Genomic DNA, 14,597 nt, shown 5'->3' with positions numbered 1-14,597 from the left:
TTTATATCCTTTATCCCGTAACAATATATGCTTTTCAAAGTACGCCAATAGTTTTCCAGTTACTTCTAAGTAGTTGCTTAATTAAATATCTTTTCAGAATTTCCATCTACTTTTCGAGTGTCTTCTAAAATAACTATTTCAAAAAAATATCCTCTATTGTGGTATTAAAAAACCTAGCAAGTTTACCAGCCTCTCCAATAGTAAAACTTCTGCTTCCTATTTCTTTACGGCTGTACGCAGATACACTCATGTGAAGCATATATGCAAGTTCCCTTTCAGTTACATTATTTTTAATTCTAAGAGACTTAAGTTTATAATTTACCCCCATACTCATCACCTAAAAATTATTAAACACCCTTTTAATGTGACTATGTTCCATGACATAATATAACATAATTTCTATATTTATAATTTCATTGTAAGATACTTCTGTATTATTTTCAATATTCTGACTAAAAACATTTCATCTGTCACATATAAACTATAAAGAAACATACCTATCAAAATTTTTCACCTAAATGTCCCAAAAACCATTCATCAACTTTATTTCTTATGATAAGTGCTTTTCTACCGCAGAAAACCACAGGGAAACCCTTACAGTGTATTAACTCATATGCTTTGTTATGACCTATGCAGTATTCCTCCATAAATTGAGATACTGTCATTACTTTTTTCTTATCATGTCTCATCCTGTCGGCTGTTTTATACTCTTCCATTTAAATCCCTCCAGCATTAATCAATATTATTTAAAGAACAGTTCCTTCACATCTTCCCCTAAAAGTTCTGCAATCTTTTTCATCAGATCTCTCCTGGGTTCAACTTCGCCTTTTTCTATTTTTCCTAAATACTGAGGTGTTATACCAAGTTGTTTTGAAAGTATTATCTGCTTTATGCCCTTTTCAACCCTTTTAGCCTTTAATTTGTACAACATATAATCATCCGCTCCCCCTTTTAATGATAATATCTTTTTACTAATTTATTGATTTTATAATTTAATTCTATCACTACTTTGATGATTGTCAATAATTTTATGAATAACCTATTTATAAATTTAATGATTTTATGATATACTATTTTCATAGGGGGAGTACAAAATGGAATTTAAAGATAGACTTAAACAGCTCCGTGAGTCTAAAGGTTTAACCCAAAAAGAACTGGCAGATGAATTAAATAAACTCAATACGGACTTAAGTAATAATTCTAAAATATATACACAAACTATATCTTACTGGGAGAACGGCAGGGACCCATCAATTGGAATGCTTATAAAAATAGCACAGTATTTTGATGTTCCAACAGATTATTTGCTTGGCAAAACTGACTCTGTAAGTATAGATGAAATTAACTTTGAATATTTTTCTAAATATCTTTCAAAGCAAAACATTGAAAAGCTTATAAAAAATTACCCTGACAATATGAAAAAGGCAGTGTATTTTTTGCTTTCAAATTATACTTCTAACATTTTCATGAATTTTGATAATGAAAAAAAGCAGTATGAAATAAACCTGGATTTTCTGTATCTCATAACTAAAGCTGTAGATATACTGAAAAGTTTTTATGATGAAATGGAAAATAAAGTTTTATGCTATAACACAGAAAGTTCCCTTCAAGATGTTAAATACATAGATTCTATATCCAGGGATACGCTTAAAGATATAAACAAACTTAAATCACTTACAAAAATAGGTCTTGATTCAATAGTAGATAAACTTGAAGATCTCGTTTTGTTCTTCGATGACCCATCTAATATAAAACTTAAAGATGAAATTTTAGACTATACAAGTACAAATGACCTTAACAAAAACTATTTTTCAAAATACTTAAAGAAGTCTTTTGCAGATTTAGTAGATGATGTACTAAATGCATCAAAATACACAGGCAACAGCCGCAATAAGTAATTCTCTATTATGTGTGGAAGGAAGGAGTTAATATGCCCTCTAAGAAAGCAAATGGTGAAGGCTCCGTACAAAAATATTATAAAGATGGAGTTCTAAAGGGATGGAGAACTACAATTACTATAGGACGGGATGATACTGGAAAGCTTGTTCGAAAACAGTTTTACGGAAAGACAAAGCTGGATGCTATAAAAAAGAAGGATGAATATATGAATAAATCCGCTGCAGGACTTCTTCCCTGTGATGAGAAGATAACCCTGCAGGAGTGGATTAAAATATGGCTTTATGAATACAGAATTAATGATTTAAGGCCTTCTTCATTAGCGGAATATAACAGCCTATATAAGAACTACATACTTAATTCTCAAATAGGTATGAGAAAGCTAAAAGATTTAAAATCAACCAATATACAGGCTTACTATAACACACTAGTAAAAGATAAACATAAAACCCCAAATACTATAAAATCAATAAATAAAATGCTCAAGCCTGCCATAAATCAGGCAGTTAAAGAAAACTATATTATAATTAATCCCTGTAACAATGTAATACTACCTAAAATAACTGATAAAAAGGAAATTCAAATATTTACTTTAGAAGAAGAAGAAAAATTTTTGAAATCTATACAAGATCATAGAAATAGAGCATTATTTATATTAGTACTTGGAACAGGTTTGAGGATAGGTGAGGTAGTAGCTCTTAAGTGGTCTGACATAGATTTTGAAAATAATGAGCTTAAAGTTCAGAGAACTTTTAAAAGAGTATCTAAAATTAATATAGAAAATCCAGCGGAAAATAAAACTGCAATAATAGAACAGGAGCCTAAAACTAAAAGCAGTAAGAGGACTATACCTGTACCTCTAAATATAATGGAAGAGTTGAAAAAACATAAGAAAAGGCAGCTAGAAGAAAAGCTTAAAAGCGGAGATATATATGTAAATAACGATTTAGTTTTCCCTAATGAATTAGGTGAACCTACCGATACAAGGAATCTAACTAGAAGTTACGAGAGAGCATTAAAAAAAGCAAAAATAGATTATAGAAACTTTCATGCACTGAGACATACCTATGCTACAAGATTATTTGAAGCAGATGTTCCATTAAAAACAGTCCAGGAACTTTTGGGTCACGCAGATATTTCTACTACAGCTAATATTTATACTCATGTTTTACCAAAGCAAAAAATCAAAGCAGTTGATAGAATTAATCATTTATTTGCCCTATATTTTTAGGGCACTTTTTTTATTTGTGTTTATATATTTTTTTCTGGGTTGTGTTACGGTTGTGTTATTTCATATAAAAAATGCTTTCACGAAATCGTGAAAGCATTGATATCTGGCAGGGGTAGTAGGTCTCGAACCTACAACCTACGGTTTTGGAGACCGGCACTCTACCAATTGAGCTATACCCCTAAGACGTTAATAATTATATAATATAAACTAATAAAATGCAAGCTTTTTATTTTTTATAAATATTTTCTAGACTATTTATATTATGTTTAAGGGTTTCTTCATAGTTAAAATCCCCATTATAAATTTCTATTTTAGAAGTTTTTATATTATAAATTTTTATCAACTCTTCATTACTTTTAACTACAGCATCATTATTATAAAGAAGAACTACCTTATTGTCTTTTAATTTTTGTTCTAAGTTCTTCTGCCCTGCTGAATCCAAAGGCATTATGCTATTATCTTCCCTTGGACTTACATCTAAAAGTTTCAAATTATTATACCTTGCAAAATAACTAAGTTCATCTTCTATAACAATAAAAGTGTAATTACTCAATTCTCCATCTACTGACTTTAAGTCTTTTTTATAACTATCTAATTTATTCAAAGTTTCAGAAAAATTTTTCTCATAAAAATCTCTACTTTTAGCATCCCTATCCTCAAGTGCATTTTTAATATTCATAAGTGCTATCCTATAATTATCAATATTGTTAACATAATAGGGATTATCTTTTAAAATTGTATTATTATATTTTATTACTCTGTTATAAGATAAAAGATTTATTCCTCTTGAAACATTTATAACTCCAACCTTACTTTTATTTAATTTGTCCACAAAAGTATCTACCCAAGGCTCATAATCTGCACCTACATAAAAAAATAGATCTTTTTTAGATACATTATTTACACTATCTTCAGTAAACTTAAAATTCATTTCACTTTTTCTATCATTAAACATATATTCTACTACATGTCTGTTTCCTACTATAGACTTTACCATATTATATAGAAATTTATCTGTAGTAACTATATTTAATTGTACATTATTTCTTACCTGCAACTTGCTATTACTTTTATATTCTTCTTTACTATTGCATCCAACAACAATAAAAATTATTAAAAAAGACATAATTAAGCTCAATACTTTTTTCAAGTCTTTCACCTTCCTATCCAGAATGCAAATCAAAGTATATCATTTTATCTACCATTGATAAATTAACTCATAACAAATACATTTTACATAATGTATTTTAACATTGCAAATCACAATACCTGTTTTGCAAATAATTTTTATTTTTCACATTGCTTATTCATAAGTATTTATTGACACATTCCATTGTGATAAAATTAGGTGTACAGAGTATATTCTATTTAAGGGGGTTTATCCATGAAGGTTAGTATGGACAAAACAATAAGGGCCATGTCAATTGCACTGGATTTAGCTCAAATGAGTTCCAAATATGATAGCTTTAATGGGAATGATCCAGTCATTGAAAATATAACAAATATAAACTATTCAGATCATCGATTTATCCATCATTCCCAGAGGACTACCTATATAGCACTTGAAATTGCAAATTATCTAAAATTAAGTGATAATTTTAAAAAACAACTTTATGTATCAGCTCTACTGCATGATATAGGAGCTGCTACCTTTTTATCTCAGAGTCATTCTGCTAATCTATTTATAAAAGAACATTGTGAACTTGGTAATAAAATAACTAAATCTTTTCCCTACTTTCATGATATATCAAAGATAATATTATATCATCATGAAAATTTTGATGGAAGTGGTGCCATGGGGCTAAAAGGAGATATGATCCCTCTAGAAAGTCAAATAATAAGAATTTCGGATTTAATAGAACTTATATATAATGAAAATATATCTAACTATCAGCAAAAAAATAATATTATCTTATGGATCAAACAAAATTCTAAAAAGATTTTTTCCGAAACAATTGCAAATGCTTTTTTAGGAAGTGCATCTTCTGATATGTTCTGGCTTAATCTTCAAAATATAGATTTTATTGACTTTATACTAGATGAAACTCACCCCAAGTTAAATATGTTTATGGATCTCCATGAGTTTGAAGCAATATCTAAAATATTTGCAAACATAATAGATAATAAAAGTAAATTTACTGCAACTCATTCTAAAGGTATAGCAAGCCTTGCCTATTTAGTTTCAAAATTCATTGGATATCCAGAGGAAAAGTGTCATGAAATGAAGATTGCAGGTCTCCTGCATGATATAGGCAAGTTATCTATTCCTCTCTATATACTTGATAAAAATGGTTCTCTGTCAAGTGAGGAATTCGGTATAATAAAATCTCATGCCTATTATACTAGAATAATATTGAATAAAATAGGCGATATTCCTAATATAAGCAAATGGGCATCAAATCATCATGAAAAGTTAAATGGCAGAGGATACCCTCAAGGCTTAAAAGCAGATGAATTATCCGAAGAATGTAGAATTATGGCAGTATGTGATATATACCAAGCCCTTACAGAAAATAGACCTTATAGAAATGGTATGAGTTCAGAAAAAGCCTTTAACATAATGGACGAAATGGTATCTGGAGGATTTATATGTGACCATGCACTAAACCATCTAAAGGAAGCAATAAGTAATCTTTCTAATCTAGGCTCTTATGAAGATTATATAACTGTTTCCTACAACCCTGAAATGAAATAATATATTCCTTCACTTTTTAATACATTTTAGATACAATATTCTATGAGGTGAATTGTTGTGGAATTTATTTTAAATAGTGTTGAAGATACCATTAATCTAGGCAAAAAAATAGGCAGCTTATTAAATGCCGGTGACATAATTTGTCTAAATGGTGACTTGGGTACAGGAAAGACCCATTTTACAAAAGGAATAGCAAAGGGTCTTAACATAGATGATCCTATAACAAGCCCTACATTTACCATAGTAAATGAGTACTATGGAAGACTAAAATTATACCATTTTGATGTATACAGGGTTAATGATATAGATGAAATTGCTGAGATTGGATTTGATGAGTATATTTTCAGTGATGCTGTAAGTATTATAGAATGGGCAAATTATATTGAAGAATTAATACCTAGAGAATGCATATGGGTAAGTATTTATAAACTTCCAGAAAAAGGTCCAAATTATAGAAAAATAATAATAAAATATCATGGTAATAGATATGATTACATAAAGGAGCTAAAATAAGAACATGAAAATATTAAGTTTAGATTCTTCCACCGAATCAGCAACTTGTGCTGTAATAGACGACAATAAATTATTTGGTGAAATTACTTTTAATTATAAAAAACAGCATTCCACAGTATTAATGCCTATGATAGACACTCTCTTAAAAAACTTAAATATGGATATTCATTCTATAGATGGCTTTGTTGTTTCAAAGGGTCCTGGTTCTTTTACAGGACTTAGAATTGGAGCCGCTGTAATAAAAGGATTAAGCCAAGGTACAGGCAAACCCTTTGTGGGAGTATCTTCATTAGATGCGTTAGCCTATAATTTATGTTATACCTCTGGTATTATTTGTCCTATATTAGATGCACTTAGGGGAAATGTATACACCGCCCTTTATAACTTTACAGACAATAAATTAAATATGCTAGGCGATCATATGCTCCTTTCCATAGAAAATCTGATTAAAACATTGAACAACTATAATGAGCCTATATGTTTCATAGGAGATGCTGTTCCGAAATTTAAGGATGATTTAACTTCAAATATAAAACAAATTCGTTTCTCACCTGCAAATTTAAATTTGGCAAGAGCCTCTTCTTTGGGTGAATTAGGATTAAAACTTCTAAAATCCGGCATACAAGACGATTTATATAGTTTTGCACCTTTTTATCTAAGGAAATCCCAAGCTGAAAGGGAGTATGAAAAAAAGCTGAGGTCCCAAGTCCATGAGTGATATAGAAATTTGCCCTTTAAAACTAGAACATATTGATAGGATTCTTGTAATAGATTCTTTATGTTTTCCTATGCCCTGGAGTAGAAAGTCTCTAGAGAAAGAAATTGAAAACAGTTCACTTACAAAATATGTTGTAGCAAAAAAATCAGGCATAGTCATAGGTTATGCAGGCATGTGGGTTATACTAGATGAGGGGCATATAACAAATATAGCAGTTCATCCAGAATACAGGGGTATAGGTGTTGGAAGTTTACTCTTAGAAGCCCTTATAGAAATATGCAAAATTGAATTTATAAAAAGTATGACCTTAGAGGTTAGAAAATCCAATATACGTGCTCAAAATTTATATAAAAAGTACGGATTTTTACAAAACGGTATACGGAAAGGATATTATAGAGACAATAAAGAAGATGCTCTAATAATGTGGAAATATAATATTTAAAGCATTTTCACATATATGAAATTTTGACTTAATATAAAAATATTGTGAAACAACTTTTTCAGAGGACATTTGACAGAGGACAGAGGACAATGAAGGTGAGTTTTCCTCCTTACGTCAGAAAACTAATTTATTTTTAAGCTTGCTTTGCTAACGCAAAACAAGCTTTGAATTTATATAAGTCATTAAAAATTTAATTAAAGATTTTTCGTAGTGTAACGGAGAAAAATCCTCCTTCACTGTACTCTGTCAATTGTCCTCTGTCCTCTGAAAATATTGCAGCGCAATTTTTTTAAGCTACGAAGGTCTAATACTTAAATTATATATTATTTTAGTATAATTCTATTATACTTTTTCTTTCCTCTTCTTATAAGCATTTCTCCATCTTTAAAACTATCCTTTGTAATTAAAAGTTTTGGATCAGTTATTTTTTCGTCATTTACAGTGAGTCCATTTTGTTGTATTAACCTTCTTACCTCGCTTTTTGAAGGAAGTATTTGTAAATCAGCAAGTAATTCCACTATGGAACATCCAAGTGAATTTTCACCTATCTCTACAGTAGGCACATTTTCCATATTCTGTCCACCAGAAAACAAAGCTTCTGCTGCTTCCTTAGCTTTTTCAGCTTCCTTTACACCGTGTACAATCTTTGTTACCTCATAAGCAAGCACTTTTTTAGCTTCATTTATCTCCTCACCTGGAAGTGAGCCAAGTCTTTTCACTTCATCCATTGGAAGAAAAGTTAAAAGAGCCAGACATTTTTCCACATCAGCATCTCCTATATTTCTCCAGTACTGATAAAATTCATAAGGTGATGTTTTTTCAGGGTCCAGCCATATAGCTCCCCCTTCTGTCTTACCCATTTTTTTACCATCACTTTTAGTTAAAAGAGTAAAAGTCATCCCAAAAGCAGGTTTCTGCTCTTTTTTTCTAATTAATTCTACTCCTGCTATTATATTTGACCACTGATCATCTCCCCCTAATTCCAACACACAGCCATATCTTCTATTTAACTCTAGAAAATCATATCCCTGCATTAGCATGTAGTTAAATTCAAGGAAAGACAATCCCCTTTCTAATCTCTGCTTAAAGCACTCTGCTGTAAGCATTTTGTTTACAGAAAAATGAACTCCTATATCCCTCAAGAATTCAATATAATTCAAATTTAAAAGCCAATCTGCATTGTTGGCAAGGATAGCTTTATCATCTTTGAAATCCACAAGCCTTGAAAACTGCTTTTTAAAACACTCTGCATTATGTTGTATTTGTTCTTTAGATAACATCTTTCTCATATCAGTTTTTCCAGTAGGATCACCAACCATTGTAGTACCACCACCAAGCAAAGCTATAGGTCTGTGTCCTGCTTCTTGCATATAATGCATAACCATCATTTGTAAAAAGTGTCCTACATGGAGGCTATCTGCTGTTGGGTCAAATCCTATATAAAATGTCACTTTTTCTTTTCCTAATAACTCTCTTATTTCTTCTTCATGTGTACTTTGTTTTATGTATCCACGTTCCAATAATATGTCATAAACGTTAGGCAACCTAAATCCCTACCTTTCAAATAGTCAGTACAATAGTACTCTTATATATTGTATAGTATATATTTAAAACCTATTTTTATCAACATTTAAATGATTTACCTATGTAATTTTAATTTAAAGTTATTTTAAAAATTTTAAGACTGAAGATACACTCTCCAGTCTTAACTATATAAAAACCAGCATTATTTTCTCACAAACAAATTACTTCATTAATCAGGCCACATACTTCATAATACACTCAGGTATCTCCTCTTTTTCTCCATTTACACTTATATAGAAATTAACCTTGTATTCCTCCGACAGCTTTTCAATGGCATAAAATAAATGCGCCATATCCTGAAGATTTTCTTTTACAATATTAAACAATCCATCAATAAAAATTGTATCAATATCATAATCTTCTGAAAGTACGCCGCACAAAAAACCATAAAACTCTTCTATTTTTTTTAATTTAAAATCACTTGTTACTATAAATCTTACTCCTCTGTTCAATTGCCACAGTGGTCCCCTATCATCATCTATATAGACAACGTGCCCCCTCCCTATCATTGTCTTTTCATTAGCCAAATTAATCAGTTCTTTAGTTTTCCCAGATCCTCTTTTGCTGCAAAATACATGAATCATTTTTATCACCCCTTAATTTAATATTCAGGTGTCATCCTTATAGATAAATTATATAATATTCAGAATATTTTTTCAATAACTTAGGTGTATTATTTTGGAAAATATTATTTTTATTTTTCTACCTTTGTTACTAGTATATTAGTTACTCAACTTCTTAGTACCAGGATATATAATCTTAAAATAATCATTTTTTATAGAATTTATAAATTTAACTCTTCCTACATTCTTAAACAGCTTTTGAATTCTACTAAAACTTGCTGCAGTTCCTGTAAATCTCTTTTTAGAATCCAGTGTAATTATTTTTTCATATATCCACATATTCCTTCTTGCATAATTATAGTAACTTGTATTTTCCCTATTTGATAACATTCCAGGGCTAGTTATTACTACACTATTATAGCTTACTATAACCTCTATTTCCCTAGAAAAATCAGAATAGTCCCTATACATTACGGCATTTCTTATTCCTTCACTTATCCCCTCTGTGGGATATGATTTCACTGTTATAATATTCTCAATAGCCTCTTGTGCTTTATCCATAATTGACAGTAGATTTCCCTGAATTATACTCACCTTTCTAAAATCTTTATTTATCTTATTAACTATTTTTATCATATTATGGGGAATATATACATTGTTTGTATTAGAAAAAATTAGAAGCCCACCTAACGTTACCATATACTTACCTGAATCCTTATCTATATATATTATAGAAGCATCCTCCATTAAACCCAATCTATTTTCATCATTTACTTTTATCCCTTGAGACAAAAAATACTTATCTACTATACAATTATCTATACAGTTTAATTTGCTATGTGGTATAGGACACAATTCCGTATTTAAATTTAAATTTTGCTGAAGAGCCGATATTATTTCCTGTTTACGCATCGTATCATTTGTTGAACCTCTTCTCGTGTAAAAGGCTCCATTTTCTCTCATTTGATATGGTTTTTGAGGTCCATCATATATATTTATAATAACTATATCTTTTCCCTTATACTTTAAAAGTTCTAGAGAAATTGGTATGGGAGGTTCTATTCTAGAGCTTATTATCTGCTGTATTTGTTCTTCACTAAAATTTCTGTCTACTCCTACTATTTTCTTAGTCTTATCTTCAATTCCAATTATAATATATCCTCTTCCCCCTCTAGAATTTGCTATAGCACATATGTCCTTAGCTAATTCTTTTCTTCCACTATCAGTTTCAATATTTAGTAATTGTTTAAAATCTAATTTCGGTCCTTCCATTTTCTTTAATAAATTAAAAAATCTTTTTATATCCATGAAAACAACCCCATTACTTTTTTGAGTTTAATATATAAAACCTAATTTAATTATACCCTATTACTATTGTTATTTGACAGATTTTTAATTCATTCAACTTTAATTAAAATTAACATTTGCATTAATTAACATTTTCCCCTATGCTAGTTATACCAACGAATTGGTACAAGCCATAATTATTTAAAATATTGTTTTTTTATTAAAATATGGTATAATTAGCTTAGAGTTTTACTCTAATTATAATATTTATATTAGGTCAAATTTTTTCAAGGTGCTATATTCTCCTTTTAATCCTAGGAGGTAGGTTATCAAGAATAAAATTAGTCCTAGGTTAAGGAGGTTTTTTTATGGCAGATAAAACAATCGTATGTAAAGATTGCGGAAAAGAATTTGTATTTACAGAGGGTGAACAGGAATTTTACAAGGAAAAAGGATTTGAAAATGATCCTGTAAGATGTCCTGAATGTAGAAGAAAAAGAAAAGCTGAAAAGAATAGAATGAGAGCTAGGTAAATAATTAGGAGAGGTGAAAACCTCTCCTTTATTATTTACCTAAATTAGCTCTCTTTAAAACTTTTGCTAGTGGAAGCGCTATAGCTATTCCTACAATACTCTGGGCTATATTCCCCGGGATTTCTGCTGCAGATAAAATGATGGCTTTTGAAAAAGCTATATTTGTGACAAAATGCATTATAACCACTCCTGCTGCATAATATGCAGATACCATCCAAATACAAGCTACAATAAATGCGATTATATTATTCCAAAACTTTTCACCATTATATTCTCCTCTGTAAGCAATAGTTGCTGCAATCCAAGCCATAATACCCTTTATAAGGAAAGTAAAAGGAGCCCAAATAACATAGGATGAAAGAACATCAAATAAACTCATTCCTATAGCTGCAGATAAAAATGCCTTTTTTCTTCCAATTAATATAGCTGCTAAAAGTACCATACTGTCTCCCATATGTACAACACCTTTAACCAATACTCCTGTTGGTATATTAATTATAGCTGTAGCAATATACGTTATTGCTGCCATAAGTGATACCTGAATAATGTCTCTGACTTTTAAGCCACTTACGCTTAATCTTTTTTGTTCCATTATAATGATAACCCCCTTAAATTTGAATTAATAACATTATATTTTTTTTTATAAAAAACTCAAAATGTAACGATACACTTTTGTATTAATTCATATAAAAGAGGAAATACTACTTTATACATTTAATATTTTTATTTAATTATATAAGGGAGATTTTAAAATGATTTTTTTTAAATGGCTCTGCAGCCTTTTTTTGATATTCCTATTTATAGGTGCAATATTTAAAATAGGATTAACTTTCATAAATATGCTGCTTTTAATATGTGCTTTTGTTTTTATAATAGACACGGCATTTATGGGCAAAAAACGATTCTAATATGCTGCATAAAATTAATATTTTATACTTGATTTTAGTTTATTCCTCCCTAATGACAAATAAATATAGAAAAGATAATTAGGTTATATTTATGTAAAATAAGATAAAATATTGTTAAATTTTTTTATATACTTACCCTTTTACTAGTGATATAATTTATTTGTCCATAAGGGGGGTATAAATTTCATGTATAAATTTGTAGAAAATAAAATGTGGAAAACTACGCAGCACACGTTTAAAATATTATTCAATTTACTAAGTAAGTACTACTTTATTCTTATAGGTTTATATTTCTTGCATAAGACTTTATATCTAGTTCAATATCCATCTATTAGTTTGACTAGTAAAATATATCTGGGTATGCTTGCTTTAATGTGTTTCACAGTCTATTCAGATATTAGAAATGATATTAAAGTAATTCCTTTCTTAATATTATGTATTCCATTTTTTGCGTTCATATTTTACATAGAACAGCATGGATATGCGTTTTGGGGGAAAATGCTAAGTTGGCAAATAAGTAGGAAAATAGTAGTAGATTTAAATCCCATATTTAGTAAAATACCATTTAATAATGGAAGTTTTGCAAGAATTTATAAAACAGAAACTTTAACCTGGTTTTTTAGAATGGTATATAATAACGGTTTTGTACTACCTGTTTTACTTGCAGTTTATAGATCTACCTTAGCCAAGGACTTTAAGAAAATGCTACGTTATATTTTATCTGCACATGTAGTACAGATATTTTTAATAACTCCGTTTTATCTTATTTTCCATTTACAGGAGGTATGGTTTGTACTTGGGCAACCTGATGGCCTTGATAGGCAATTAAGTCCAAGCGCTGCGGCAGGTGTTACTCTTAATTGTTTTCCATCTATGCATACATCTATATGCTTTGCCATGTTTTTATTAGTTCTTAGGGAACGGAACAAAATATGGAAATGTGTATTTGGTTTTTTCTGTTTAAGTGTAATATTCTCAACTCTATATCTAGAGGTTCATTGGGTAATAGATGTTTTTGCTGGAATGATATTAGCTTACGTAACTGTAAAATTAGTAGACTTTATTTTGGCTAAAAGTAAAGTACTTGTCCAGAAACCATTAGACATGCTTTATTACAAGAAGAAAAAGGCTATATATGTAAGTAATTACTATTTAGAAACTATGAAAAATTAACTTTAAATTTCACTTAAATATTTTGTATATAAGTCTTAGAAAAAATCCATAAAAGCTAAGAACTTTTGAATTGTCTGAGGTACGAGTTTTCAAAAGTTCTTAGCTTTTTTTTAATTTTTTGCTTAGCCTTATCAAAATATTTAACGAGCCGAAGGTTGTAAAAATATTCTATTTTACAGCACATTGTTCTAGTATAAATTTATTTATTACATGTGCCACTCCATTTTGCTCATTAGTTTTTGTAATATAATCTGCAACTCTTTTTGCATCGGAAAAAGCATTTTCCATAGCCACACCTAATCCTGCATATTTTATCATATGAATATCATTTCCAGCATCACCTATGCACATTATTTCATCCCTACTTATATTTAGCTTCTCCTTTAAAACTTGTATACCGAATCCCTTATTTACATTTTTGTTTATAAACTCTAAAAAATATGGTTCACTTCTAAGTACAGTATATTTCTCATATACTGTTTTAGGTAAATTTTCTATGACCCTTGAAATCTTTGCTTCCTCATCTACAAACATAACTTTTATTATAGGTACATAATCAGGAATTTCATTCAAATCTAATATTTTAAGCGGTATCTTATTTAAAGAAGCTTCCAATTTACTATATTTATTTAGCTTAGCCGCAGCACAAAAATCAAAAGTAAGAGTATGAATATTTACACTTAATTCCTTACTTAGGCTATATAAATATTTTAAATCTTCATGCTTAAGTAAATTTTCACTTATAACTTCACCATTATGGTTTTTTTGAACTACTGCTCCATTAAAGGCTACAGAATAATCTCCTTCTGAAGTCAATTTCAATTGTTTTAAATACGTTTCAATTCCCTTTAAAGGCCTTCCAGTAGCTAGTACAATTTTTATTCCAAGCTCTTTAGCCTTTTGAATAGCATTGTAATTTTCTTCTGAAATGCTTTTGTCATCTCTAAGCAAAGTACCATCCATATCTATTCCTACTAGTTTATACATAAATTTCCTCCATATATAGGTGCTATCTTATTCCCTTAAATAATATTTCATAATAATTATATCATTT

18 protein-coding genes and 1 tRNA gene are annotated in these 14,597 nt (G+C 29.5%); 9 read left to right on the top strand and 10 right to left on the bottom strand.

Annotated features, from left to right (window positions below; genetic code table 11):
- Positions 1-133: 133 nt before the first annotated feature.
- The 3 genes from CLCOS_RS20110 to CLCOS_RS20100 all read right to left on the bottom strand — a co-directional run bounded on the left by CLCOS_RS20110 (position 134) and on the right by CLCOS_RS20100 (position 931).
- Positions 134-328 carry a helix-turn-helix transcriptional regulator gene (locus CLCOS_RS20110; protein WP_063601100.1) on the bottom strand — a complete coding sequence of 65 codons (195 nt, stop codon included), beginning with the start codon at positions 326-328 and terminating at the stop codon, positions 134-136.
- A 172-nt stretch (positions 329-500) separates the two neighbouring features.
- Positions 501-716 (bottom strand): hypothetical protein, encoded by a 216-nt coding sequence (locus CLCOS_RS20105; RefSeq protein ID WP_063601101.1) that lies wholly within the window; start codon positions 714-716, stop codon positions 501-503.
- Between the two features lie 26 nt (positions 717-742).
- Complete coding sequence (locus CLCOS_RS20100; protein WP_023162394.1) at positions 743-931, bottom strand: helix-turn-helix transcriptional regulator; 189 nt, start codon at positions 929-931, stop codon at positions 743-745.
- A 163-nt stretch (positions 932-1,094) separates the two neighbouring features.
- On the opposite strand from CLCOS_RS20100, the gene CLCOS_RS20095 reads away from it, so the two are divergent.
- On the top strand, positions 1,095-1,898 hold the full coding sequence (locus CLCOS_RS20095; protein ID WP_063601102.1) for a helix-turn-helix domain-containing protein: 804 nt from the start codon (positions 1,095-1,097) through the stop codon (positions 1,896-1,898).
- A gap of 32 nt (positions 1,899-1,930) precedes the next feature.
- Positions 1,931-3,127, top strand: a complete 1,197-nt coding sequence (locus CLCOS_RS20090; protein WP_063601103.1) for a tyrosine-type recombinase/integrase — start codon at positions 1,931-1,933, stop codon at positions 3,125-3,127.
- Between the two features lie 104 nt (positions 3,128-3,231).
- Here CLCOS_RS20090 and CLCOS_RS20085 read toward each other — a convergent pair.
- Together CLCOS_RS20085 and CLCOS_RS20080 are read right to left on the bottom strand one after the other, a co-directional pair.
- A tRNA-Trp gene (locus tag CLCOS_RS20085) sits at positions 3,232-3,307 on the bottom strand.
- Positions 3,308-3,353: 46 nt separating this feature from the next.
- Positions 3,354-4,286 (bottom strand): metal ABC transporter substrate-binding protein, encoded by a 933-nt coding sequence (locus CLCOS_RS20080; protein ID WP_242872344.1) that lies wholly within the window; start codon positions 4,284-4,286, stop codon positions 3,354-3,356.
- Positions 4,287-4,511: 225 nt separating this feature from the next.
- On the opposite strand from CLCOS_RS20080, the gene CLCOS_RS20075 reads away from it, so the two are divergent.
- From CLCOS_RS20075 to rimI, 4 genes are read left to right on the top strand one after another with little or no spacing between them, the layout of a single operon-like run.
- Entirely contained in the window at positions 4,512-5,822 is a 1,311-nt protein-coding gene (locus tag CLCOS_RS20075) for an HD-GYP domain-containing protein (RefSeq protein WP_063601105.1), read from the top strand.
- A 57-nt stretch (positions 5,823-5,879) separates the two neighbouring features.
- The gene (tsaE, locus tag CLCOS_RS20070; RefSeq protein WP_063601106.1) at positions 5,880-6,335 is read left to right on the top strand and encodes a tRNA (adenosine(37)-N6)-threonylcarbamoyltransferase complex ATPase subunit type 1 TsaE; all 456 of its coding nucleotides are present in this window, start codon (positions 5,880-5,882) and stop codon (positions 6,333-6,335) included.
- A gap of 4 nt (positions 6,336-6,339) precedes the next feature.
- Entirely contained in the window at positions 6,340-7,053 is a 714-nt protein-coding gene (gene tsaB / locus CLCOS_RS20065; RefSeq protein ID WP_063601107.1) for a tRNA (adenosine(37)-N6)-threonylcarbamoyltransferase complex dimerization subunit type 1 TsaB, read from the top strand.
- Positions 7,046-7,495: a ribosomal protein S18-alanine N-acetyltransferase gene (rimI, locus tag CLCOS_RS20060; protein WP_063601108.1), complete on the top strand. Its 450-nt coding sequence runs from the start codon at positions 7,046-7,048 to the stop codon at positions 7,493-7,495. The genes tsaB and rimI overlap by 8 nt, the downstream gene beginning before the upstream one ends.
- A 323-nt stretch (positions 7,496-7,818) precedes the next feature.
- Here the strand turns inward: rimI and tyrS are convergent, their stop codons facing one another.
- The 3 genes from tyrS to CLCOS_RS20045 form a co-directional block, all read right to left on the bottom strand.
- The gene (tyrS, locus tag CLCOS_RS20055) at positions 7,819-9,039 is read right to left on the bottom strand and encodes a tyrosine--tRNA ligase (protein ID WP_023162401.1); all 1,221 of its coding nucleotides are present in this window, start codon (positions 9,037-9,039) and stop codon (positions 7,819-7,821) included.
- A 213-nt stretch (positions 9,040-9,252) separates the two neighbouring features.
- Positions 9,253-9,663, bottom strand: a complete 411-nt coding sequence (locus CLCOS_RS20050) for a hypothetical protein (protein WP_013240425.1) — start codon at positions 9,661-9,663, stop codon at positions 9,253-9,255.
- A gap of 138 nt (positions 9,664-9,801) precedes the next feature.
- Positions 9,802-10,950: an AlbA family DNA-binding domain-containing protein gene (locus tag CLCOS_RS20045; protein ID WP_063601109.1), complete on the bottom strand. Its 1,149-nt coding sequence runs from the start codon at positions 10,948-10,950 to the stop codon at positions 9,802-9,804.
- 347 nt (positions 10,951-11,297) lie between these two features.
- On the opposite strand from CLCOS_RS20045, the gene CLCOS_RS20040 reads away from it, so the two are divergent.
- Positions 11,298-11,462, top strand: a complete 165-nt coding sequence (locus CLCOS_RS20040; protein WP_013240427.1) for a zinc-ribbon domain-containing protein — start codon at positions 11,298-11,300, stop codon at positions 11,460-11,462.
- Between the two features lie 31 nt (positions 11,463-11,493).
- Here CLCOS_RS20040 and CLCOS_RS20035 read toward each other — a convergent pair whose 3' ends face one another.
- Positions 11,494-12,054, bottom strand: a complete 561-nt coding sequence (locus CLCOS_RS20035; protein WP_013240428.1) for an ECF transporter S component — start codon at positions 12,052-12,054, stop codon at positions 11,494-11,496.
- A 160-nt stretch (positions 12,055-12,214) separates the two neighbouring features.
- On the opposite strand from CLCOS_RS20035, the gene CLCOS_RS22615 reads away from it, so the two are divergent.
- Both CLCOS_RS22615 and CLCOS_RS20030 read left to right on the top strand, forming a co-directional pair.
- The gene (locus tag CLCOS_RS22615) at positions 12,215-12,370 is read left to right on the top strand and encodes a hypothetical protein (RefSeq protein WP_167317022.1); all 156 of its coding nucleotides are present in this window, start codon (positions 12,215-12,217) and stop codon (positions 12,368-12,370) included.
- Between the two features lie 210 nt (positions 12,371-12,580).
- Positions 12,581-13,543 (top strand): phosphatase PAP2 family protein, encoded by a 963-nt coding sequence (locus CLCOS_RS20030; protein WP_430392624.1) that lies wholly within the window; start codon positions 12,581-12,583, stop codon positions 13,541-13,543.
- A gap of 168 nt (positions 13,544-13,711) precedes the next feature.
- Here CLCOS_RS20030 and yidA read toward each other — a convergent pair whose 3' ends face one another.
- The gene (gene yidA / locus CLCOS_RS20025) at positions 13,712-14,530 is read right to left on the bottom strand and encodes a sugar-phosphatase (RefSeq protein ID WP_063601111.1); all 819 of its coding nucleotides are present in this window, start codon (positions 14,528-14,530) and stop codon (positions 13,712-13,714) included.
- Between the last annotated feature and the right edge of the window lie 67 nt (positions 14,531-14,597).

This window comes from Clostridium coskatii (assembly GCF_001675205.1).
GTDB classification, from domain to species: Bacteria; Bacillota; Clostridia; order Clostridiales; family Clostridiaceae; genus Clostridium_B; species Clostridium_B ljungdahlii.
This window is presented reverse-complemented; position numbering and strand designations above follow the sequence as displayed.